The 24,927-nt window shown below is 33.4% G+C and carries 21 protein-coding genes; 10 read left to right on the top strand and 11 right to left on the bottom strand.

Annotated elements, in window-relative coordinates:
- Positions 1–28: 28 nt before the first annotated feature.
- The gene (locus LQ679_RS03070) at positions 29–1,318 is read left to right on the top strand and encodes a cation:dicarboxylate symporter family transporter (protein WP_037589120.1); all 1,290 of its coding nucleotides are present in this window, start codon (positions 29–31) and stop codon (positions 1,316–1,318) included.
- Between the two features lie 46 nt (positions 1,319–1,364).
- Here the strand turns inward: LQ679_RS03070 and gmpC are convergent, their stop codons facing one another.
- Genes gmpC through LQ679_RS03055 form a run of 3 tightly spaced genes read right to left on the bottom strand, consistent with a single transcriptional unit; the run spans position 1,365 to position 3,913 of the window.
- Positions 1,365–2,207 (bottom strand): dipeptide ABC transporter glycylmethionine-binding lipoprotein, encoded by an 843-nt coding sequence (gmpC, locus tag LQ679_RS03065; protein ID WP_126477737.1) that lies wholly within the window; start codon positions 2,205–2,207, stop codon positions 1,365–1,367.
- Between the two features lie 27 nt (positions 2,208–2,234).
- Entirely contained in the window at positions 2,235–2,894 is a 660-nt protein-coding gene (locus LQ679_RS03060) for a methionine ABC transporter permease (protein WP_025906863.1), read from the bottom strand.
- On the bottom strand, positions 2,894–3,913 hold the full coding sequence (locus LQ679_RS03055) for a methionine ABC transporter ATP-binding protein (protein WP_196307883.1): 1,020 nt from the start codon (positions 3,911–3,913) through the stop codon (positions 2,894–2,896). The genes LQ679_RS03060 and LQ679_RS03055 overlap by 1 nt, the downstream gene beginning before the upstream one ends.
- 261 nt (positions 3,914–4,174) lie before the next feature.
- Here LQ679_RS03055 and LQ679_RS03050 point away from each other — a divergent pair, with 261 nt between their 5' ends.
- Complete coding sequence (locus LQ679_RS03050) at positions 4,175–4,486, top strand: DUF485 domain-containing protein (protein ID WP_037589086.1); 312 nt, start codon at positions 4,175–4,177, stop codon at positions 4,484–4,486.
- On the top strand, positions 4,483–6,030 hold the full coding sequence (locus LQ679_RS03045; protein WP_239762066.1) for a solute symporter family protein: 1,548 nt from the start codon (positions 4,483–4,485) through the stop codon (positions 6,028–6,030). The genes LQ679_RS03050 and LQ679_RS03045 overlap by 4 nt, the downstream gene beginning before the upstream one ends.
- Positions 6,031–6,396: 366 nt before the next feature.
- Here LQ679_RS03045 and LQ679_RS03040 read toward each other — a convergent pair whose 3' ends face one another.
- From LQ679_RS03040 to fdhF, 4 genes are all read right to left on the bottom strand, one after another.
- Positions 6,397–7,524, bottom strand: a complete 1,128-nt coding sequence (locus LQ679_RS03040) for an FAD-dependent monooxygenase (protein WP_204258917.1) — start codon at positions 7,522–7,524, stop codon at positions 6,397–6,399.
- A gap of 107 nt (positions 7,525–7,631) precedes the next feature.
- The gene (locus LQ679_RS03035; RefSeq protein ID WP_159315495.1) at positions 7,632–8,399 is read right to left on the bottom strand and encodes an N-acetylglucosaminidase; all 768 of its coding nucleotides are present in this window, start codon (positions 8,397–8,399) and stop codon (positions 7,632–7,634) included.
- 123 nt (positions 8,400–8,522) lie between these two features.
- A complete protein-coding gene (locus tag LQ679_RS03030) occupies positions 8,523–8,993 on the bottom strand; it encodes a helical membrane plugin domain-containing protein (protein WP_037589089.1) in 471 nt (156 codons plus the stop codon).
- Positions 8,993–11,932 (bottom strand): formate dehydrogenase subunit alpha, encoded by a 2,940-nt coding sequence (fdhF, locus tag LQ679_RS03025; RefSeq protein ID WP_191836517.1) that lies wholly within the window; start codon positions 11,930–11,932, stop codon positions 8,993–8,995. The genes LQ679_RS03030 and fdhF overlap by 1 nt, the downstream gene beginning before the upstream one ends.
- Before the next feature lie 220 nt (positions 11,933–12,152).
- On the opposite strand from fdhF, the gene LQ679_RS03020 reads away from it, so the two are divergent.
- From LQ679_RS03020 to LQ679_RS03000, 5 genes are all read left to right on the top strand, one after another.
- On the top strand, positions 12,153–13,598 hold the full coding sequence (locus LQ679_RS03020) for a carbon starvation CstA family protein (RefSeq protein WP_037589091.1): 1,446 nt from the start codon (positions 12,153–12,155) through the stop codon (positions 13,596–13,598).
- Between the two features lie 406 nt (positions 13,599–14,004).
- Complete coding sequence (locus LQ679_RS03015) at positions 14,005–15,303, top strand: D-serine ammonia-lyase (RefSeq protein WP_239762065.1); 1,299 nt, start codon at positions 14,005–14,007, stop codon at positions 15,301–15,303.
- Entirely contained in the window at positions 15,300–16,232 is a 933-nt protein-coding gene (locus LQ679_RS03010; protein WP_239762064.1) for a DMT family transporter, read from the top strand. The genes LQ679_RS03015 and LQ679_RS03010 overlap by 4 nt, the downstream gene beginning before the upstream one ends.
- 24 nt (positions 16,233–16,256) lie before the next feature.
- Complete coding sequence (locus LQ679_RS03005; RefSeq protein WP_037589094.1) at positions 16,257–16,718, top strand: NUDIX domain-containing protein; 462 nt, start codon at positions 16,257–16,259, stop codon at positions 16,716–16,718.
- A gap of 325 nt (positions 16,719–17,043) precedes the next feature.
- Positions 17,044–18,516 (top strand): catalase, encoded by a 1,473-nt coding sequence (locus tag LQ679_RS03000; protein WP_037589095.1) that lies wholly within the window; start codon positions 17,044–17,046, stop codon positions 18,514–18,516.
- A gap of 726 nt (positions 18,517–19,242) precedes the next feature.
- Here the strand turns inward: LQ679_RS03000 and LQ679_RS02995 are convergent.
- Together LQ679_RS02995 and LQ679_RS02990 are read right to left on the bottom strand one after the other, a co-directional pair.
- On the bottom strand, positions 19,243–20,433 hold the full coding sequence (locus LQ679_RS02995; RefSeq protein ID WP_037589097.1) for an MFS transporter: 1,191 nt from the start codon (positions 20,431–20,433) through the stop codon (positions 19,243–19,245).
- The gene (locus LQ679_RS02990; protein ID WP_239762063.1) at positions 20,433–20,864 is read right to left on the bottom strand and encodes a MarR family winged helix-turn-helix transcriptional regulator; all 432 of its coding nucleotides are present in this window, start codon (positions 20,862–20,864) and stop codon (positions 20,433–20,435) included. The genes LQ679_RS02995 and LQ679_RS02990 overlap by 1 nt, the downstream gene beginning before the upstream one ends.
- Positions 20,865–21,028: 164 nt before the next feature.
- Between LQ679_RS02990 and LQ679_RS02985 the strand changes: the two genes are divergently transcribed.
- Together LQ679_RS02985 and LQ679_RS02980 are read left to right on the top strand one after the other, a co-directional pair.
- Positions 21,029–22,219, top strand: coding sequence for a M20 family metallopeptidase (locus LQ679_RS02985; protein WP_239762062.1), 1,191 nt, complete (start codon positions 21,029–21,031; stop codon positions 22,217–22,219).
- A 117-nt stretch (positions 22,220–22,336) separates the two neighbouring features.
- On the top strand, positions 22,337–23,572 hold the full coding sequence (locus tag LQ679_RS02980; protein ID WP_078354974.1) for an ammonium transporter: 1,236 nt from the start codon (positions 22,337–22,339) through the stop codon (positions 23,570–23,572).
- Between the two features lie 104 nt (positions 23,573–23,676).
- Here LQ679_RS02980 and LQ679_RS02975 read toward each other — a convergent pair whose 3' ends face one another.
- Positions 23,677–24,273, bottom strand: a complete 597-nt coding sequence (locus LQ679_RS02975) for a hypothetical protein (RefSeq protein ID WP_204255529.1) — start codon at positions 24,271–24,273, stop codon at positions 23,677–23,679.
- Between the two features lie 18 nt (positions 24,274–24,291).
- Positions 24,292–24,885 carry a hypothetical protein gene (locus tag LQ679_RS02970; RefSeq protein ID WP_196308140.1) on the bottom strand — a complete coding sequence of 198 codons (594 nt, stop codon included), beginning with the start codon at positions 24,883–24,885 and terminating at the stop codon, positions 24,292–24,294.
- Positions 24,886–24,927 lie beyond the last annotated feature (42 nt).

The following is a 24,927-nucleotide window of genomic DNA, read 5'->3' as shown; positions in this document are numbered from 1 at the left end:
TAAAGGAGGAGTTTTTTTGGATCAAAAAATTAAAAAACCGAGAAGAAGATATATAAGCTTACCGACACAAATATTAATCGCTTTAGTATTAGGTGTTGTGGTAGGATACTTTTTACACGGACAAGACCATTTAATTAAATTCATTCGACCTATTGGAGATATCTTTTTAAATCTTATTAAAATGATTGTTATTCCAATTGTATTCTGTTCATTAGCATTATCAATTTCAAACGTTGGTGATATGCATACAGTTGGTAGATATGGTTGGAAAACGATTTTATACTTTGAAATTATCACGACAATTGCAATTGGGTTGGGCATTATATTCGGAAACTTATTCAAACCTGGATTAGGTATAGACGCAAACAAATTACCTAAAGGTGATATTTCTAAATATGAACAAACTGCTGATGCTGCAGAAAAGTCTACTTATGGTAACCATATGATAGATACTATAGTTAGCATCATACCTACAAATATATTTGAAGCTTTAACAGCTGGAGAATTACTACCTATTATATTCTTTGCAGTATTCTTCGGATTAGCAATCGCTGCTGTTGGTGAAAAAGGTCAACCAGTTAAAGATGTATTAAGCGGAACATTAGAAGCTGTATTCTGGATGATACATAGAATATTACGATTAGCGCCATATGGTGTATTTGCTTTTATCTGTGTAACGATTATGACATTTGGATTATCTGCTTTAATTCCATTAGTTAAGTTATTAGCTGTTGTTGTAGGTGCAATGGTATTCTTTATTATTGTTGTATTAGGGATTGTCGCAAAAATTTGTGGTATCAGCGTATTCTCTATTATTCGCATATTAAAAGACGACTTATTGTTAGCGTTCTCAACTTCAAGTTCAGAAACGGTTCTACCATCAGTCATGGAAAAAATGGAAAAGTTCGGTGCACCAAAAGATATTGTTTCATTTGTAGTACCAACAGGATATACATTTAACCTTGATGGATCAGCTTTATACCAATCAATCGCAGCATTATTTGTTGCTCAGATGTATGGTGTTCATTTAACGCTTGTTGAACAGTTAATATTAATGTTTACATTAATGATTACATCTAAAGGTATGGCAGCTGTACCTGGTACTTCTATAGTTGTTCTTATTACAACATTAGGGTCTATGGGATTAAATCCAGAAGGACTTGCATTAATTATCGGTATAGACAGACTATTAGATATGACTAGAACATGTGTCAATGTTGTAGGTAACGCGTTATCAACAATTGTAATCTCTAAATGGGAAAACAAATATGATCACGAAAAAGGTCAAGAATATTTAAAAACATTAAAAAAAGCATAAAATAAAAAAGATTCGGCTAAGGGGAGCCGAATCTTTTTATTTTAAATTATTTAAGTGAATCCACAATTTCTTTAATTTCATCTTGTTTTAAATCAACAACAATTTCTCCGTCTTTAGTATCTTCTTTTAAAGCATCTTTAGCTTCTTCTGAATGATATAATTCCGCAATTTTCTTATATGTTTTATTATCTTTGTCTTTTGTATTTGCTGCGATAAAGTTGATATAAGGTTTAGCTGCATTAGCATCTGGATCTTCTAAGAAGATAGGGTCGTTTTTAGGATCTAATCCAGCTTTTGAAGCTACACCATTATTGATAACAGCAATATCCACTTCATCTAATGCTCTCGCTGTTTGTTGTGCATCTACAGCTTTAATGTTTAAATTCTTTTTATTCTCAACAATGTCTTTAGGTCCACCACTTAAACCGAAGTTCTTATCTAATTTAATGTAACCTGCTTTTTCTAATAATTTTAACGCTCTTGCTTGGTTTGAAACATCATTTGGAATTACGACTTTAGCACCATTTTTTAAATCTTTAACATCTTTCAATTCTTTCGAGTATATACCTAAAGGTGCAAACACTGTCGTTCTTATTGGTGTAATTTCTGTACCTTTATTTGCTTTCTTAAATTGATCTAAAAATGCGAAATGTTGGAAGGCATTTAAATCAATATCTCCGTCTGATAAAGCTTTATTTGGAACATTGTAGTCTGAAAACTGTTTGATTTCAACTTCAATATCATCTTTCTTAGCTAATTCTTTTACTTTGTCCCAAACTGCTGTGTCATTTGATGCGATACCAATTGTTACTTTCTTGTCGTCTTTCTTATCTCCACATGCTGCGAGTAATAATACTAATGCTACTAATAATGTTAAGACTTTCTTCATTTGAATTGCTCCTTTATATTAAAATATTTAACTTCTGCGTACTAATCTAGATAAGACATTACCTAGAGATTGAATAACTTGTACCATAATAACAAGTATAATAACGGTGATAACGATGACGATTGTATCAAATCTTTGATAGCCGTATGCAAGTGCTAAGTCACCTATTCCGCCACCACCAACTGCACCGGCCATTGCAGTAGCACCAATTAAACCAATAATTGAAGTCGTTAATGCTAAGATTAATGACCCTAGTGCTTCTGGTAATAAGAAATATCTAATAATTTGAATGGGTGAAGCACCCATTGAATGTGCAGCTTCAATAACACCAGAATTAACTTCTAATAATGAGTTTTCAACTAATCTTGCTATGTAAGGTGCAACATAAACAGTCAGTGGTACAATTGCTGCAGATGTACCTATTGAAGTACCTACAATTAATTTCGTAAAAGGTACAATCGCAATTAATAATATAATGAAAGGTAAAGATCTAAATATATTAATAATTGGATTAAGTAAATAATAAATGATGACATTTTCCCATATACCGTTTTTTCTAGTAATCACTAACAAAATGCCTAATGGAATACCGATTAATGCACCTAATACAAGTGACACAGTTACCATATATAAAGTTTGATATATAGAATCTAACAATAGTGAAGAATCTAATGATGATCCGAACATTATGCACCAACCTCCTCAAATTCTATATTTAATGAATCTAAATGGGCAAAACTTCTTCTAATTGCGCTATCGTCACCCTTCAGACGTAACGTTAAGTACCCTACTGGTGTGCCTTGAATATCTGACATTGAAGCAAACAAGACATTAATTTGAACTTGATATTTTGTAATTAAATCATTAATGATGGATTGTGTCACTTTCTCTCCATCTATGTATAATTTAATGTCTGTTGCATGATGATCAGTTGGTATTAACTTTCTTAAATTATCTGATATATCTGTTGTAATAACGGTAGATACAAAATTCTTAGCTGTAGCTGTTTTAGGGTGACTAAAGACATCTAATACAGGTCCAATTTCGATAACTCTTCCATTTTCCATGACTGCGACTTTGTTACAAATCTTTTGTATCACACTCATTTCATGTGTAATCAGTAGAATTGTGACTCCAAATTCTTCATTGACATTTTTTAATAATTTCAATATAGAATCTGTCGTTGCCGGGTCAAGTGCACTAGTTGCTTCGTCACATAATAATATTTTAGGATCTGTCACGAGTGCTCTTGCAATAGCCACTCTTTGTTTTTGTCCTCCAGATAGTTCATTAGGATATTGCTTCCCTTTATCCTGTAGTCCAACAAACTTTAATAGTTCATCTACTTTGGCTTTAATTTTTTCTTTACTTGTACCTTGCAAAATAAGTGGCATCGCAACATTATTAAATACTGTCTTAGAATTTAATAAATTGAAATGTTGAAATATCATGCCGATATTCTTCTTAACGCTTTGTAATTCTTTCTTTGAATATTGATTGATGTCATGGCCATTAACAATGACCTCTCCCGTTGTTTTCTCTTCCAAAGCATTAACAAGTCTTATTAACGTACTTTTTCCTGCACCACTATATCCAATTACGCCAAAAATATCTTGTTCTTCGACTTTAAAACTGACATCTTTTAAAGCTTGGATTTCAGAATTCTTTTGCTGGAAAATTTTATTTACATTTTTAAATTCAATCATCTTATTTATCCCTTCCGAATTCTTATTAATATGATAAGAATTATATGGGTGTTTCCATTTATCGTCAATACTTATAATCAAATTTTTCTAAATATTCATTTATTTGGATTGTATTTTTTCTCTTTAATGATTGATTAACATTTTCTTAATGAATTTTTATTAATGTAAGCGCTATCAATAAATTATTGACAACTTTGTGAACAACAAATAAAATGAAAATTAAGATGTATTTTTACATCTATAAATAAGGGGGTTATGAGTATGGCAGAGCATGATTTCAAGCGTTTAGCAGCAGATCCAAAGTTTAAAGAACTTCTGAAAAAAAGAAATAGTTTTATATTTCCTATCTCTATATTCTTTATTTTGGCAACACTCCTATTTCCAGTGTTGACTGGTTATACAAACATCTTGAATAATATTGCATTTTGGAATATTTCATGGGCATGGATTTACGCTTTATTATTATTCATTATGGTTTGGACACTTGTCACTTTGTACATGCGAAAAGCAAAATCTTTTGATAAAGATGCTGAGGAACTATTAAAAGCATATAGAGAGGAGCAAAACTTATGAATGTCATCGTTGTCGTTATGTTTTTAATATTTGTCGGGATCACATTATTTATTACATATTTTGCATCTAAAAGAACGCAATCAGCAAATGACTTCTACACTGCTGGTGGCGGCTTAACAGGTTGGCAAAATGGTTTGGCAATTGCAGGTGATTATTTATCAGCCGCATCATTTTTAGGTATAGCAGGTGCCATCGCATTATGGGGGTTTGATGGTTTCTTCTATAGTATTGGTTATTTAACAGCTTATCTTATTGTGTTATACATCGTAGCTGAGCCATTAAGAAACCTTGGTAAATATACTTTAGCAGATATGATTGCAGCACGATTTGAATTAAAAAAAGTAAGAGCTATGGCTGCAGTTTCTTCTATTACAATAGTTATTTTCTACATGCTTGCACAACTCGTTGGAGCAGGTGCACTTATTCAATTACTATTTGGTATACCTTATACACTCGCTGTTATTCTAGTTGGTATTATGATGACTATTTACGTATTATTTGGTGGTATGACAGCAACAAGTTGGGTACAAATGGTTAAAGCGGTATTACTTATGATTGGTACTGTAATTATTTCATTTTTAGTGTTATTACATTTTGACTTCAATCTTTCTACGATGTTTGGTGAAATGCATAACATTAAGTCATCAGATTTCAAAGGTGAATTTATTAATCCAGGTTCACAAGGTAAACCACCGTTAGATAACATCTCATTAATTATTGCGTTACTCTTTGGTACAGCTGGTTTACCACATATATTGATGCGATTCTTTACAGTTAAAGATGCTAAAACAGCAAGATCTTCTGTTATGTGGGCAACATGGATTATCGGTATCTTCTACATTTTAACAATCTTCCTTGGATTTGGTGCAGCAGCAATATTAACACGTGAAGAAATTATTGCAGCTAACCCTGCAGGTAATATGGCAGCTCCATTATTAGCAGCAAAATTAGGTGGAGATTTCTTAATGTCATTTGTTTCTGCCGTTGCATTTGCGACGATTTTAGCAGTAGTAGCAGGTTTAGTATTAACAGGCGCGTCTGCATTCGCACATGATATTTACGGGCAAGTTATTAAAAAAGGTAAAATAAGCGAACGTGAACAGATGAAAGCAGCAAAATTAGCTTCATTAACCGTTTCAGTTGTATCCATTATATTAGCTTTATTTGCTCAAAATTTAAACGTGGCATTCTTAGTATCATTAGCATTTTGTGTCGCAGCAAGTGCTAACTTACCTGTCATTGTATTTACGATATTTTGGAAGAGATTTAACACACACGGTGCCATCACAGGAATCGCTGTCGGCTTAATCATGTCACTTATACTCGTTATTCTAAGTCCAAATGTCATGAATCCAGCAGGAACAGCATTTATAACAACGTCGCCAATATTCCCATTATCAAACCCTGCAATCATATCAGTACCAGCAGGCTTTATTGGAGCATTTTTAGGAACATTCCTAGGTAAATCAGAATCACATGATAAATTCCAAGAAGTCCAAGTTAAATCAGCAACCGGTATATCAACTTCAGATATTACACATTAAAAATCAGATAGCGTTGTGGAATTATTTAGAGACACAATTCCGAGAAATGTCCCTAAGGAGTGCTGTTAGAGACATAATTCCGAGAAATGTCCCTAAGGAGTGCTGTTAGAGACATAATTCCAAATAATGTCCCTAAGGAGTGCTGTTAGAGACACAATTCCGAATAATGTCCCTAAGAGGCGGTGTTAGGGACACAATTCCGAATAATGTTCCTAATGGGCTGTGTTAGGGACACAATTCCGAATAATGTCCCTAATTAGACGCTCCTAACTACCATTTCTCGGAATTCTGGTAATTAGATCAACCAACTAACCTATTTAATGTCAAAAACCGCTTAGACATCCATCGTGTCTAAGCGGTTTTTTCTTATTTTAATTTTGCTTTTTGTAAGAACTTCACTTTTTTGCTAAGTGATTTTGAAGATTTTTGTTTGAGCATTTTATTTCTTATTTTAATTTTTAAAGTACTTGATGATTGTGCTGCTTTACCGATTTTTCTTGATTTTAAGATGACTTTTTTAGTATGTTTCGTTCTTAATTTATCATAGCGCTTTAATGCTGATTCTATATCTCGATCGTTAATTAAATTAACTAATGTTACGGCATCTTCTATTGCTTGGCCTGCACCTTGTCCCATGTTCGGTGTTGTTGCATGTGCTGCGTCACCTAATAGAACTACTCTATTTGAAACGAAAGATTTCAATGGAACTAAGTCATACATATCATGATGTAATATGCCTGTTTCTTCTTGTGCATCTAATACGGTTCTTACTTCATCTGGGAATTGATTGAAGTATGCTTGAAGATGGGGTTTCTCAAATGACTTAAATTGCAAATCATTTTCTTTAGCATTCATTGTACAGAACCAGTATAATTCGTTGTCTTTTAAAGGTACAATGCCAAATCTTCCTTTATGTCCCCAATATTCTAAAGTAACATCTTGTTCGATATTTAACTTCTCGTTTACAACACCTCTGAAACAAGTGTATCCAGCGTACTTAGGTGATGATTTTGGATACAGTTGTGTTCTTACTTTTGAATGTATACCATCTGCTGCAATTACTAAGTCAAATTGTTCTTCTAAACCATTTGTAAAATAAAGTCTCACATCGTCAGCTGTTTGCTTAAATGTTTTAACTTCGTGATTTAAATAAATATTATCTGTTGGTACATGTGTTTTTAAAATTTCATGTAACACTTTTCTATGAATCGTAATATTTTTATGTTCATCTTGATTCATCATTAATGAATTTAAAAATTCATCTAAATCAGATCTAATTTCTATTTTTCTTAATGGCTGGCCTTCTTGCTCAATTGCATATGCCATTTTATATTGTTTCAATGCTTTAAGGACATTACTTCCAATGCCTAGACCAGCACCATCTTGGTCTAAATTTCCACGTTGTTCATAAACATAAACTTCATGTCCCGTTTGAGTTAGTAATCCAGCAGTCGTTAACCCACCGATGCCTGCCCCAATTACAGCAATTTTCATTTTGTTCACTACTTTCTTTGAAATAAAAATTTGATTATAAACTTTATTTTAACATGAATCCTTACATATCTTTACCCCCAGTTCATATTGAACTAGGGGTATATATATTATTTGTAATAGTCTTTATGGACTTTTGATTTTTTCAAATTATGGTCATCATAATAGCCTTCCATAATTTTACCGATACTAGTTGCCCAATTCACATCTGTTGCATATAAGTGTTGTCCAGGATTATAAGGGTTCCATCTCATTTTATATAATGTGTCTTGCCCATTGTTAAGATAATCCTTTTTAATAAATTCAGCGCCTCCATTTATAGCTTTTTCTGGAGAAGTCCAACCTTTCTTACGTGCATAACTACTACCCGTTTCTACAGCATCTTGGTCAAATGCCCCAATTCCATAGAAATTATAAAATGTTTTACCATTGGACATTTTGACACCACTAGCCAATTCAGAATTACCATTGCCAGTTTCGATAAATGCATGGCTCATCAAGTATATGACATTGACATCATATTTTTCTTGAGCTTTTATAAAAGCTTTTTCTTTACCTTTTAATATGCCTTTATCTTTTAAAATTTCTTTAACTTGTTTTTCTGATACATCTACTTTTTTAGATATATCTATGAATTGAAAGTCTGTCTGACTTTTGTCGATATCCATAAATTTATCGATTTCTTTTTTATCAGCATACACGAATTTATTGTCCTTTTGTGTAACGGCTGGTGCATCACTTTGCGTTTGAATTTCAAGCGCTTCTTCATAAGTATGTGTTTGATGATTTTTAAAAAAAGGAGACTCAAAAATAAATAATAAAACAATAAATATAATAATAATTGTGAGCCCTAAAATTAAAGAAAACCTTTCTCTCAAAAAGTTAATAATATTCACACCTCTTCTATTTGTATAAGCATTGTTACTGTTTTAACTTATCTTATATTTTCTTAAATTTCAACGAAATGTTTTCAAAAAATAAGAGCGAGACAGAAATCTGTCTCACTCTTCTCTACTCATACCTTTTAAAAAGTTCAATAATAGCGTTACACTTTGATTAATTTCTGGATCTTTAAGTGCACCTAATAAATCTGTTACAGAAGTCTTCTTATAAGGATTAGCCCTATTCGCTACTTTCATACCGTTATTAATTCTTCTCACGAAAGTCGATGTTTCTTCTATATCTAGCTCTCCTAATAGAAATAGAACTTGTCCCAGATTTCCTAAAATACCTTCATATTGTTCTTTATTCAGTTCATTGACAATATTTTTCGTAATGATTTTACGTTGCACAATGGCTGCATGAAAAGCATCCAGCGCTTCCGCTTCTTCCAGTGCATCGAGTATATCAATTCCTTTTTCAATGGCAATTTTTCGATCTGATAATCGTGATTTAATGTCATTCATATTTTCTTCAATTATATATTCTCTACTTTTATGAATTTTCTTAATCACTTTAACTCTTTCACCCATTATAAATCGCCACCTTTACTAGGGAATGTATAACTTGATTTAGCCCACTTGTCTTGTACTCTCACACTAATCTGTGGCTGTCTATTACCAAAACGCGAATTATGTTTAGGTATAGGTGATTTGCCTTTTTTAGTGACAACTTCTAACTTCGCATAATTATCTTTATATGCTGGTGTATTTGTATCTTTATCAACATCACTATCTGTTACAAAGTTAGGTGCACCTTCATTCTGATCATTTAATGGAATATAAATATTATTACCTGCTACTCTATCTGTAACTTGCACATTCACTTCAACTGTACCTACTTTAGAAGTTACTTTAACTCTCGCACCATTTTCGATACCGTGTTCTTCAGCGAGTTCTTTAGAAATTTCACAGAAGTTTCTAGGCAATTTATATTTTAAACCTGGTACTTGATAAGTCATATTACCTTCATGGAAATGTTCTAACACTCGACCATTGTTAACGTGTAATGACATTTCTTTAGTCTTTTTAGATTCAACATTAAATGACAATGGATAAAGTCTAGCTTTGCCATCAGGGAAATTAAATCTTTCTGTATATAATAATGGTGTATCAGTGCCATCATCATTCATTGGCCATTGTAAACTATCAAATCCTTCTAGACGATCATACGTAATTCCTTTAACTAAAGGCATGAGTGATTGTGCTTCATACCATATTTCACTAGGATGTTGATAATCCCAATCTGCGCCAAGTGACTGTGCAATTAATTGAATGATTTCCCAGTCTGGTTTAGAATCTCCAAGCGTGTCTAATGCTTTATTGATTCTTTGAACGCGTCTTTCAGTATTTGTAAATGTACCATCTTTTTCTAATGAAGGAGATGCTGGTAATACAACATCAGCAAATTCGGCTGTTTTTGATAAAAATAAATCTTGAACGACTAAGAAATCAATTTTCTCAAATGCTGATCTGACATAATTGATATTAGCGTCTACAACACCTGTATCTTCACCTTTAATATAAAGTGAGTGTAATGTACCTTCATGTATACTATCTATCATTTGATGGTTGTCCAACCCTCTTTCTGAATCGAGCGAAACTTGCCAAGCTTGTTCAAATTTATGTCTCACTTCATCATCAGAGACATCTTGATATCCTGGGAATGTGTTAGGCATACTGCCCATATCACTACATCCTTGAACATTGTTGTGACCTCTTAGTGGATAAGCACCTGTGCCAGGTCTCATATAATTCCCTGTTACTAATAATAAGTTAGAAATAGCTGTACTTGTATCACTACCGATACGATGTTGCGTTACACCCATTGCCCAACAGATGGATAGAGATTCAGTTTCTGCAACTTGTTTAGCAATATGTTTAAGTTCTGTTTGACTAATGCCCGTTAGACTTTCTGCATACTCTAACGTAAATGTATTAAGACTCTCATAATAACTATCAAAATCATTAACCCATTTATTGATAAAAGCTTCATCGTGCCAATTTTGGTCGATAATATATTTTGTTACAGCTGATAGCCAAACTAAATCAGTACCAGGATTTGGTTGATAAAATTTATCTGCACGTTCAGCCATCTCATGTTTTCTAATATCAAATACATATAATTTTTGTCCCAATAATTTATGTGCACGTTTAATTCTACTCGCAATAACTGGATGTGCTTCAGCTGTGTTTGTACCAATAGTAATGACCATTTTAGCTTTTTCTAAATCTTCAATTGAACCTGAATCGCCACCGTAACCTACTGTTCTAAACAATCCTTGAGTAGCTGGTGATTGACAATACCTAGAACAATTATCGACATTATGCGTCCCAATAACTTGTCTCGCTAATTTCTGCATTAAATATGATTCTTCATTTGTACATTTAGAAGATGAAATAAACGCTAATGCATCTTTACCATATTGATTTTTAATTTGAGAAAATCTAGTACTGATCACTCTTAAAGCTTCATCCCATTCAACTTCTTGGAAATAACCTTCTTTTCTAACTAAAGGTTTCGTTAATCTATCTTCAGAATTCACATAGTCCCATGCGAATTTCCCTTTAACACACGTAGAAATATGATTGGCTGGAGAATCTTCATGTGGTAACACTCTTAATATTTCTCTGTCTTTTGTCCAAACATCAAATGAACAACCTACACCACAGTATGTACATACTGTTTTCGTCTTTTTAATGACATCTTCTCGCATCGCCGCTTCTGAATCAGAAATCGCAAACAGTGGTCCATATCCAGTTTCAGCTTTTTTAGTGAGTTCAATCATCGAACGTAATAAGCCAGGTTCTTGATCAGTCATATAGCCTGCATTACCTAGCATGTTATTTTCCATCAAAGCATTACAAGGACATACTGTTACACATTGTCCACAGTTCACACAACTTGATTCATCAATCGCGCGATCATTGTCCCAAATTACTCTAGGTTGTTTTCTTTCCCAATCAATTGTCAATGTTTCGTTCACTTGTACATCTTGACATACTTCTACACATCTACCGCATAGAATACATTGATCAGGATCATATCTATAAAATGCCCCAAAATCTTTTTCATAACCTTTAGATTGAAATGGATTAGATTGATGTTCCAAACCAAATTCACCCATTGTATTATGAATTTCGCAATTGCCATTATTATAATCACAAACTGTACAATATAATTCATGGTGTTCAAGCACTCTGTCCAATGCTTGTTTCTGAGCTGATTTCACGGATTCAAGTTGTGTATTTACAACCATGCCATTCTCAATCATCGTACTACATGCACGTTGAAGTTGCCCATTAACTTCGACGACACATGAGTCACACGTTTCAATTGGTCCTAAAGATTCGTTGTAGCATATAGACGGAACAAAGGATAACTTTTCAGCTTTAATAAAATCTAATAGCCTCATGCCCTCTTCTACAAGAAAATCTTTACCATCAATTGTTATAACCTGATGTTCTTGCATAATGATTACCCCCTCTATGAAATTATGCCCAAAAAAGCCAAACAAATTCATTATTAAATGAAACGGCTTACTTTTGATTATAATTTTGTAATTTTACAATTGCAAATAATTGTTATGCTTACTATATTGATAAATTTTCAGAAATTTCAAAAATATTATTGATACACTGTTAAATATTTGCTAATCTATGAATATTCTTAGTTTGAAAGAAGGTTTTACAATGGTTACATTTATTTCTAGTATTATTATTTTAATTTTGGGGTATATCTTTTACGGTAAATATGTTGAACGCGTATTCGAGATACATCCGGATAAACAAACACCTGCGTATAGTAAACAAGATAATATGGATTTTGTACCTATGCCTGCTTGGAAAGGATGGATGATTCAGCTGCTCAACATAGCTGGATTGGGGCCGATTTTTGGTGCAGTAGCTGGTGCTTTATATGGACCAGTAGCATTTATCTGGATTGTTGTAGGATGTATCGTTGCTGGCGGTGTACATGACTATTTCTCAGGCATGTTAAGTTTGAGACATGGCGGTGCACAGTTCCCTATGCTTGTACAACATTATTTAGGTAAGGTTATTAGAGTGTTCACAGACGTTGTGTCTGTCGTCTTGATGGTGCTCGTTGCAGCTGCATTTGTTGCTGGGCCAGCTCAATTATTATCAAGCAAGACACCTATATCGTTCTTCGTAGCATTAGTTATCATTTTTACATACTTTATACTAGCAGCTATACTTCCTATCAATAAAATTATTGGACGTATTTATCCAATATTCGGTGTTATCTTAATCGTTATGGCCGTTAGTGTAGCCGTTGCTTTAATATTTAGTGGTAAACATATTCCTGAAATTACAATTCATAATATGCATCCTAAAGAACTACCTGTTTGGCCATTACTTATGGTGACAATATCTTGTGGTGCAATTTCAGGTTTCCATTGTACGCAAAGTCCAATCATTTCAAGAACAGTTAAAAATGAATCAGAAGGTAGAAAAGTCTTTTATGGCGCAATGATTTCAGAAGGTATTATTGCATTAATTTGGGCAGCAGCTGGTATGACATTCTTCGGTGGTACTGAAGGATTAGCAGCAAAATTACAATCAATCGGTCCAGCTGGTGTCGTTGACCAAATCTCAATGGAACTATTAGGACCATTCGGTAGTATCCTTGCACTACTTGGTGTCATCATTCTACCTATTACAACAGGTGATACTGCACTTAGAAGTTCAAGAATGATTATAGAAGATTTCATGAGAGATAAAGTAAAAATTAAGCCAAAAGTATTAATGATCGCAGCAAGCTTTGCGGTAGGGTTACCAGCTTTCTTACTATCAACAATTGATTATTCATTCTTATGGAGATATGTAGGGTTCTCAAATCAAATCGTTGCAACCGTTATGTTGTGGGTAAGTGTAAGTTACTTATTAAGATATGGCAAGAAACATCTAGTAGCCGGAATACCAGCATTATTCATGACTGCTGCAATTAGTGTATATGTATTATATGCACCCGAAGGATTATCATTACCATATCAAACATCTGTAATTGGCGGTTCAATCGTATTTCTAATTGTCGCTTCATTATATGTACGTGCAATTATTAAACATGCAGACCCAAGCAGAATCCCAACACCTACAAGAGATTTATATACATCTTAAAATGTAGAATATGCAGACTTCCGATAATACGTCGGAAGTCTTTTTTATGAGTATGTTGTGTGTGATGATAGCGAGGTTCTTAGTTACAGTTCTCACGACTTTTGTAATTATAGACGTCTGTAGTTACAATTCGACCGACTTTTGTTACTATAGACCTCCTTAGTTACAATTCCACCGACTTTTGTTATTATAGACCCCTTAGTTACACTTCCGACCACTTTTGTAATTAACAGACCACTACATACATATCAATCTCGAAATACTCATTACTTCTATACTTTCTAAACCTTCTATTATTGTTAAAGATTACAAATAATCATATATTTTTTATTCTCACAATCTATCTATAATATCCAAACAGTTGTACTATTGTATTACATCATATTTTAAAAAGGAGAGATTATTCATGTCTATAGACATAAAATCATTAGAAGATAAGTATCCTATTATTTCTAATATTAAAAATGGAGAAGAAGTATTTTGGAAAAATCCTGACTATTTAGCGACTACTGATTTACCATTTTCAATGGATGATGTATTAGATGCTGAACAACGATTAGCTCGTTTTGCACCCTATATTGAAGAAGTCTTTCCTGAAACGAAACAAAACAATGGAAAAATTGAATCTCAAATTTTTTCATTAGATCATTTTAAAAATGCACGATTCAGTCATTTAAAGGGACGCTTATTACTTAAAGGTGACCATGCTTTACCTATTTCTGGTTCTATTAAAGCACGTGGTGGCATTTATGAAGTGCTAAAGTTTGCTGAAGAAACAGCAATGAAAGAAACTGATTTTACGATTAATAGTGATTACCGTCTACTTGCTACTGAACAATATCAATCTATTTTCTCTAAATACAGAATTGCTGTTGGTTCTACTGGTAATTTAGGATTAAGCATCGGTATTATGAGTGCCAAATTAGGATTCAAAGTAACGGTTCATATGTCTCAAGATGCTAAGGCATGGAAAAAAGACCTTCTCCGTTCTAAAGGAGTCGAAGTCGTAGAACATGTTCAAGATTACGGTTATGCTGTAAAAGAAGGTCGTAAAGCTGCAGCAGATGATCCTTATTGTCACTTTGTTGATGATGAAGCATCTAAAGATTTATTTTTAGGATATGCCGTTAGCGCACTAAGACTTAAGCATCAATTGAAAGACTTAAATATTCATGTAGATAAAGCACATCCGTTATACGTCTATTTACCATGTGGCGTTGGCGGTGGTCCTGGTGGTGTCGCATTTGGATTAAAACTCATTTATGGCGATCATGTACATCCTATCTTTATCGAACCTACTGAAGCACCTTGTATGACTTTAGGCATGATTTCACAGCTACATGATCAAATTTCCGTTCAAGATATAGGTTTATCTGGAAAAACAATTGCAGATGGTTTAGCAGTTAGTCGTCCATCGAAATTAGTCGGAAACATTATGACTTCACTATTGTTTGGTGCCTGTACAGTAAATGACCATCAACTTTATCTTTATTTAAAAACATTAAAAGATCATGAAAATATCTTTATAGAACCTTCTGCTACTTCAGGTTTCCAAGGTTTGAAATATGTTCATGACTTAAATTACGATTCTGAAAATGCCACGCACCTCGTTTGGTCAACAGGCGGTAACATGGTGCCAGAAAATGAACAAAAGATTTATTATCAAGAAGCTGTAGATATAGAAAAAAGGGGTTATGAAGATTGATTTTATTAATTATTCTAGGCATTTTAGCAGGGTTATGTGTACCACTACAAACATCTATTAATACGAAACTTGGTAGTTACACAAAATCACCTATACTCGCATCATTTTATTCATTCTTAATTGGAACGATTGTGTTAATCATTGTGAATACTATTATGAATCCACAAAAATTAACACCTTCATTTATAATGAATCAAGACTTTTCATACGTTTGGTTTACAGGTGGTCTATTAGGCGTCGTCTTTTTAACAGGTAATTTATTATTACTTCCAAGAATTGGCGCTGCATTAACAGTCGTGATGACAGTTTCTGGTCAAATTATAATGGGACTGATCATCGACCAATTCGGATTATTTGATGCTGATATTCATACAATCAATATCAGCAGAATTTCTGGCGTAATTCTGATGTTACTGGGTATATTATTAATGAATTATAAAAAGAAATCATCACGTGTTATTACAACGCAATCTAATCATACAAACTATTGGATGATACTCGGTATTATGACGGGTTGTCTTCCCCCTATTCAAACAGCTATTAATAGTGCACTTAGATATGAAGTAGATTCATTTTATTTTTCAGCACTTATATCATTCGCTGTTGGGACAATCGCTTTATTCATTCTTTCACTTATTCTTGTTCGTAGAATTCGATTTAGCTTCCATCAACCTGAACAAGGTACGATTAAACCGATTTACTTTATTGGTGGTGCATTAGGTGTTGTATTTGTTACGACGAACATATTACTTATGCCTGAACTCGGTGCAGCACTGACATTAATGGTCGTTATATTTGGACAAATGTTAATGGGACTTTTAATTGATCACTTCGGTTTATTTAATACACCAAAATTTAAAATTACAACGAGACGATTAATTGGTGCGATATTAGTCTTTGTCGGCATTGTCATTCTTAAATTATTTTAATTTAATACTAAGGAGGTCATTGTGATGGATCTTTCTCTTAAATCAGGCGATGGTATGTTGAACATTAGAGTTGGCGCAATCATCAAAGATAAGCATGGTTATTGTTTTCACTATGATAAAAAACATGATTATTATGCATTAATTGGTGGCAGAGTTAAATATTTCGAAAGCTCAGACTCAGCTATTAAACGTGAAATCAAAGAAGAACTCAATATTGAATGTGATGATATTTACTTTTTAACAACAGTTCAAAATTTCTTTGAATATGAAAGTACGTCTTATCACGAAATATTATTTATTTACCATGCTACAATTAATGAATCTATAGAAGACCTGACCATTCCATTCGATCAAAAAGTTAAATATGTATCATTAAGAGTCTCAGAAATTCCAGAAATTAAACTACTACCTCAAAAAGCTAAAGAAATCATTTTGAAAAGAGTAGATGTCGAGCCACTATTTATAGACAGGGATTTACCTAAATAATATTTATTTCTATTAAGAACGCGAAAAAACGCGTTCTTTTTTTATTATTTATAGTTCTTATAATCAATTAATCTGTCCAATTCTCATTTTAAACAAAATATATTCTATTAACAATTTGTGTACAAACCGTAAAATTTAGTCAAAAAGCCCTATATAATGTTTAGTTTTTACACTTTTAGGTTATTATATCTAAATATATAACAAAGTAGCACCGTAATTCTTTCTGTATTATTTATTCTTTTACTTGTCACTTTGCTTACTTTAAATTATAATTAATATGAAATTAGAATTATTATAATTAAGAATTCTTGAGGAGGATTATGATATGAGTAATAAATCAAAACTTACAGGACTTTTTGGTGCGCCAGTATCAGATCGTGAAAATTCATTAACTGCTGGTAAACGCGGACCACTTGCTATGCAAGATATTTATTTCTTAGAACAAATGGCACATTTCGACAGAGAAGTGATTCCAGAGCGTCGTATGCATGCTAAAGGTTCTGGTGCGTTCGGTACTTTTACTGTTACACATGATATAACACAATATACAAATGCTAAAATATTCTCTGAAATTGGTAAACAAACTGAAATGTTTGCACGTTTCTCTACAGTTGCTGGTGAACGTGGTGCTGCAGATGCTGAACGTGACATCCGTGGTTTCGCACTTAAATTCTATACTGAAGAAGGTAACTGGGACTTAGTTGGTAACAACACACCTGTATTCTTCTTCCGCGATCCTAAATTATTTGCAAGTTTAAACCATGTTGTTAAACGTGACCCTAAAACAAACATGCATAACCCACAATCAAACTGGGACTTCTGGACATTATTACCTGAAGCTTTACACCAAGTTACAATTTTAATGACAGACAGAGGTATTCCAAAAGGATTCCGTAACATGCACGGTTTCGGTTCACACACTTACTCAATGTACAACGATGCAGGTGAACGTGTATGGGTTAAATTCCACTTCAGAACACAACAAGGTATCGAAAATTACACAGCAGAAGAAGCTGAACAAGTAATTGCTAAAGACCGCGAATCAAGTCAAAGAGACTTATTCAACGCGATTGAAGAAGGCAATTTCCCTAAATGGAAAATGTACATTCAAGTTATGACTGAAGAACAAGCTAGAAATCATAAAGATAACCCATTCGACTTAACTAAAGTTTGGTTCAAAGACGAATACCCATTAATTCCAGTTGGTGAATTCGAATTAAACCGTAACCCAGAGAACTATTTCCAAGATGTTGAACAAGCTGCATTTGCACCAACAAACATCATCCCTGGTATAGACTTCTCTCCAGATAAAATGTTACAAGGTCGTTTATTCTCATACGGAGATGCACAACGTTACCGCTTAGGTGTTAACCACTGGCAAATCCCAGTAAACTCACCAAAAGCTGCAACAAATGTTTGCCCATTCTCAAGAGATGGACAAATGAGAGTAGATGGTAACCAAGGTGGCGGCATTAACTACTATCCAAATAGTTATGAAGCACATCAATCACAACCAGAATACAAAAAACCAGGTTTAGAACTTGAAGGTGAATTATACGAACACGACTTCCGTGAAGATGACGATAATTACTATGAACAACCAGGTAAATTATTCCGTCTACAATCACCAGAACAACAACAACGTATTTTCCAAAATACAGCAAACGAAATGCAAGGCACTACTGACGAAGTAAAACACCGTCACATCCGTAACTGTTACAAAGCAGATCCAGACTACGGTAAAGGTGTAGCAGACGCATTAGGCATTGATATCAACTCAGTTGATTTAGAAGGATAATATATAAATAGCGTATAGGACAATGACTGTCCTATACGCTATTTTTTTATATAGTGTCTGAGACATCTCAGTGTCTCAGACTACATTATTATGAAGTTTAGTAATTGAGTATCACTAACTTCCATTATTTCGAATTCTGGTAGTTAGAACGCTGTAACTTCCATTATTCTGAATTGTGGTAGTTAGAACCCGCTAACTTCCATTATTCTGAATTGTGGTAATTAGAATTCGCTAACTTCCATTATTTCGAATTCTGGTAATTAGAATGTACTCAGTCAGGGACATTTCTCGGAATTCTGTCCCTAACGACACTTCTTACGGACACTTCTCGGAATTCTGTCCTTAACAGCACCTCTTACGGACATTTCTCAGAATTCTGTCCCTAACGACGCCTCTTACGGACATTTCTCAGAATTATGTCCTTAACAGCACCTCTTACGGACATTTCTCGGAATTCTGTCCCTAACAGCACCTCTTACGGACATTTCTCGGAATTCTGTCCCTAACGACACTTCTTACGGACATTTCTAAGAATTCTGTCCCTAACAGCACCTCTTAGAGACATTTCTCGGAATTCTGTCCCTAACACCCTCTCTTACGGACATTTCTCAGAATTCTGTCCCTAACACCCTCTCTTACGGACATTTCTCAGAATTCTGTCCCTAACAGCACCTCTTACGGACATTTCTCAGAATTCTGTCCTTTCATATCATCAACTAATTATAATTAACTTACTTTTTTAGCTTTAATCATGTGTAAGAAATAGAATGCGACTAATCCTAATAAGGCTACGATAGACATAGCTAAATATAATCCTGAATATCCGATTGAATGTGTGAAGTTACCTAATACATATGGTCCGAATCCTAATCCGAAGTCTAAGCCGATGAAATATGTTGATGTTGCTAATCCCATCGCTTCTACTGGTGATACTTTAACGACTAATGCTTGGAATATAGATTGTAAGTTACCAAATCCTAATCCTATAAATGCACCTGCGATTAATAAGACCGCACCATTGCTTGCAATACTAATTAGGAATAAACCAAGAATTAAACATATAAATGCTGGTATTGTAACGATATTCTCACCGCGTTGGTCCATAATTCTTCCTGTAAATGGTCTTGTAATTAAGACTGCTACTGCATATACAACAAAGAAGAAACTTGCTGCATCTACTAAATGATTTTCTTGTGCGAAGAATTGAATAAATGACAATACTGATGAGTATGCAATACTAACAATCACAACTACGATTGCAATTGGTAAGGCATGTACTGAGAAGAAATCAGTAATTTTAAATCCTTTTTTCTCTTCTGTTTTGACACTCGCCATAACAGGTGTTTCAACTTTCATGAATAGTGACATAACAAATGCTACAACAATAAGTATCGTACAAATTGTAAATAGTCCAGACATTGGAATGTGTTGATATAGTAATAAGCCTATAAATGGTCCGATTGCTGTACCGAGTACCATACTTAAACTATACATACTGATACCTTCACTACGACGTTGCGCTGGTGTGATAAATGCTGCAATTGTTCCTGTAGCTGTACTTGCTACCCCACTTGCAATACCATTTAGAATACGTACGATTAATAACAATGCGAATGATGATGCAGTCACGAGATATAAACCGTTTGTGATAACTAGTAGAATCCCACCGATGACTAACACTTTCTTACTACCTACTATATTGATATATTTACCTGTTAAAAATCTACCAACTAATGATCCAACTATGAATAATCCTGATGCTAGACCAGCCATACTGTCTGAAACACCAAATGTTTCTTTACTATAACCACCTACTGTTACTAATAGTAAGTACATTGATAAAAATATAAAAAAGCTAATAACAAAATTAAATATAAAATCTTTTGTCCAAATCGGTTTCTTAATTTGGTCGTCCATTACTCTGTTTCCTCCTCTATTAAATAACTTCTCAAATTCTCTAAAATCTCTTGTGCCTTATTAAGTTCTGCTTCATCGACACCAACTGCTTGCAGACATTTTTCTTGAAATACACCAATTCTATGATGAATTTCATCGAATTGATTTTGACCTTGCTCAGTTAATGTAAGGAATTTTTCTCTTTTATCTTCTTTACTATTAACTGCTTGAATCAATTCCCGTTCGATTAATTTTTTTATAATTTTACGAGCTGTAGGTTTCTCAATAAAAGAACGCTTAGAAACTTGAACAAGTGTGGTTGGTTGATTATATGCGATATCATGTAACACTTTGTATTGCGCAGTATATAAATCAAAAGGTGCCAATATTTCATTAATATGATGAATATATGGTCGATACAAATTTGTGTAGGAATATAAAAAGTTCTTCATTGTTTTCACCTTTTCTCATAAAAATATAGTTAGCTTTGCTAACTAATACTCAATCATTCTACGCCCATTGTCATGTTATGTCAACACCCATTTACGCTTCTAACAACAATTTTTCAAAAATTTCTATTATAATAAAATTAAACAAATATAAGGAGGAACATGATATGTTAAATGATTTCTATGAAAGATTATCTAAGAAAGAAAACAAAATGATTGAAATCAGAAGATACTTACATGAGTATCCTGAGTTATCTTTTGAAGAAAAAGAGACAGCCCAGTATATTGCTGACTTTTATAAAGATAAGGATGTCACATTACAAACGCATATCGGAGGAGAAGGCATTTACGGTATTAAAGTAACCATTGATTCTGGTAAACCAGGTAAGACGTTAGCGTTACGCGCTGATTTCGATGCTTTACCTATAAAAGAAGATACTGGCCTACCTTTCAGTTCTAAAAATGAAGGTGTCATGCATGCTTGTGGTCATGACGCGCATACTGCATATATGATGGTGCTTGCTGAAACTTTAATTGAAGTGAAAGATCAACTTAAAGGTAAGATTGTCATCATTCACCAACCTGCAGAAGAAAAGCCACCTGGTGGTTCACAATACTTAATTAAAGATGGCATTCTTGATGGCGTTGATAATGTTATCGGCGTCCATGTTATGAGCGCACTTGAAAGTGATCACGTTTATTATAGAGAAGGCAATGTTCAATCAGGTCGAAATATCTTTAAATTAAAAATAACAGGGCGTGGTGGTCATGGTTCTTCACCACATTTAGCAAATGACCCAATTGTTGCAGCAAGTAGCTTTGTTATGTCTGTACAAACAATCGTTTCAAGAAGATTGAATCCATTTGATATGGGCGTTATTTCTATCGGTTCATTTGATGGTAAAGGACAGTTTAATATCATAAAAAATGAAGTTACGCTTGAAGGTGACGTTCGAGGTATGAACGAAGAAACTCTACAACTAATTGAATCAGAAGTTAAACGACTTTCTAAAGGTTTAGAATCTATGTATGGTGTTCAATGTGAACTCGAATACACGAGAGATTATCCGGTTCTATATAATGATCCTGAATTAACGAAACAAGTTGCGAAAGCAATTGAAGCGGCTAATATTCCTGAAGTTAAAAGTGTTGAACGTTGTGAACCACAACCACCATCAGAAGATTTCGCTTACTATGCAAAAGAATTACCTTGTACCTTCTTCTATGTAGGCGCAAGTCCTAAAGATAAAGAAACATTCCCTCATCATCATCCTAAATTTGATATTGATGAAGGTTCTTTACTTATTGCAGCTAAATCAGTCGCTGCTGTTACGTTCGATTATTTAGGTGTTCAATAATCCATTTATTTAACAGATGTTAAGTATTATCACACCAAGTGTAAATTTACCTGACTCATATTTCTTTTTTCTTATTTTATATTTTATACTTTTAAAAAAATAAGGAGTTGAGGGAAGATGAGTCAGACAGATACACTTTTATTATTCGGTTGTACGTTGTTAGTTTGGTTAATGACACCTGGATTAGCATTATTTTACGGAGGATTAGTTCAATCTAAAAATGTTTTAAATACTTCCATGCACAGTATTTCAGCAATTGTTGTTGTAACATTCACATGGGTATTAATAGGATTTTCTATTAGTTTTGGCGGTAACAATTTATGGATAGGTGATTTCTCACACGCATTATTAAACGGTGTTGGATTCACACCTAATGGTAATTTTAGTGAAACCATTCCATTCGCATTATTTATGCTTTTCCAATTAACATTTTGTACCATTGCCGTTTCAATTCTTACTGGTTCAGTAGCTGAAAGAATGAAATTCGGACCATTTTTAATCTTTATGAGTTTATGGGTCATTCTAGTTTATAGCCCAGTAGCACATTGGGTTTGGGGTGGCGGCTGGATTCACAAACTTGGTGCAATAGATTTTGCTGGTGGTACAGTAGTCCATATTTCATCTGGTGTTTCTGGACTCGTACTTGCCCTACTACTCGGTTCTAGAAAACCTAGCAATAAAAAACCACCACATAATTTAGTCATTACTTTAATCGGTGGTATTCTCGTATGGTTCGGTTGGTTTGGCTTTAATACAGGATCAGCACTCACTTTCGATTCAGTTGCCATGCTCGCATTTGTTAATACAATATTAGCATCATGTGCAGGTATTGCCGGTTGGTCTATCTTTGAATATATTCAAAAGAAAAAAGTTACGTTAATCGGAACATTATCAGGAATGTTAGCAGGACTTGTAACGATTACACCAGCAGCAGGTTTTGTCGGTTACGGAAGTGCGATGATTCTAGGAATATTAGGTGGATTCGTTTGTTACTATGTTATCACGCACCTTAAAGTATTACTTAACTATGACGATGCATTAGATGCATTCGGTTTACACGGATTTGGAGGCGTCGTTGGTGCAATAGGAACAGGTCTTTTCCAAAATTCTAGCGTCAACTCAACAATAGCAGACGGTGTATTCTTTGGTGGTGGCATCATGCCAGTTGTCGTACAAATCGTTGCCGTCGTCGTAACAATCGCATTTAGTGGCATCATGACATACATCATCGCTAAAATCATCAGTATCTTTACAACATTAAGAACAGACGAAAAGGCGGAACTAGAAGGCTTAGATACCGTCTTCCATGGCGAAACCGCATATGGATACGAACTCAAACAAGAAAAAGCATAAAAATATATAGCTATAAAAAACAAGCATATCACTTAACTGAACCATTCAGTCATAACGTGATATGCTTGTTTTTGTTTATAATATTTATATCATCTCAAACCACATTATTTAAAATAATCACCATACATCCAATTAAATACCCATTGTAAATTAACCTTTGGCTTAGGTTGAACATCTATAATAGGCTGAAGAATATCCCTCATCTCCTGTTTAACCCGCTTCTCATTCACTTTTCTTAAACTAACATCACTAAAATCCTTCTCCAACACATATTCTATTTTATAAGAATTATTAAAACTATATTGAGTTCTAGCATGATCTACAAAGTCTATATATTCAAATTTATCATTTTTAGTATTAAATTCAATATAAGACTCTAATTCTCCATAATGATTCTTTTTATTTAATTTTTTTACAGTATAATATCTGTAATCATTTAAATAGGAATCTTTATATTGGTATACAAATGAATCATCTTTGGGTTTTTCAATAGAATTTAAATTTTTCATAACCATAATAACTTCTGGATCTATATTAGGGCTATGATCAATATGTTTAGAATAATATACAGAATAGTGTTCCATATGGCTAATTAAAAGGTGTCTAGAAATTAGTAATATTACAATTAGAGGTATAAGATACAAAACCGTTACCTCAAACGTTTTATAAATCGCACGTCTAATAAATTTAAATATTATCATAAATATTCACTTCCAACATTAATATTCATTCCTAAAATAGTCTTTATACCACCAATTAAATACCCATTGTAAATTAACCTTTGGCTTAGGTTGAACATTTATTACAGGTTGAACAATTGAACGTATTTGTTTTTTTACTTCAATTTCATTAATATTTGAAACAGGCTTTTCTAGTCCTCTTTTTTCAATAAATGAAATTAATTTATATTTATCATTAAATAAATATATATCATAATTTTCTATATATTCAATTTCATTTTTGGAATCTCCCATAATTACAGAACGATGATGATCAGGATTTTTTGTATCTTCACTATTAATTCCATCTACTGAATATTTTAAACAATTACCGATTCCATATATACACGTCGGAGAATAAGTTACACCCTCTATCTTTGGAGTTTCTGCTCTAGCTATATTTTTGATTAACATTTCAACTTCTGGGTCTCTTCCTTTGTCATGAGGTATATGTTTAGCATAATAAACGGAATACTTTGAGAAGTTTAAATATAGATATAATGAGAGTATTAATACAACTAACGTCAACCTAAACAGGTTTAGATAAAACGCAAATAATATCCAGACTTTGTACTTTTTTATACTATTCCACATGAATTGCTCACCTAACTTACATAGTTTTCACATCTCTCTTTA

This window comes from Mammaliicoccus sp. I-M35, assembly GCF_022386455.1.
Classification (GTDB): Bacteria; Bacillota; Bacilli; order Staphylococcales; family Staphylococcaceae; genus Mammaliicoccus; species Mammaliicoccus sciuri_A.
Note: the sequence above shows the minus strand (reverse complement) of the source record. Positions and strands in the feature narration are given on the sequence as shown.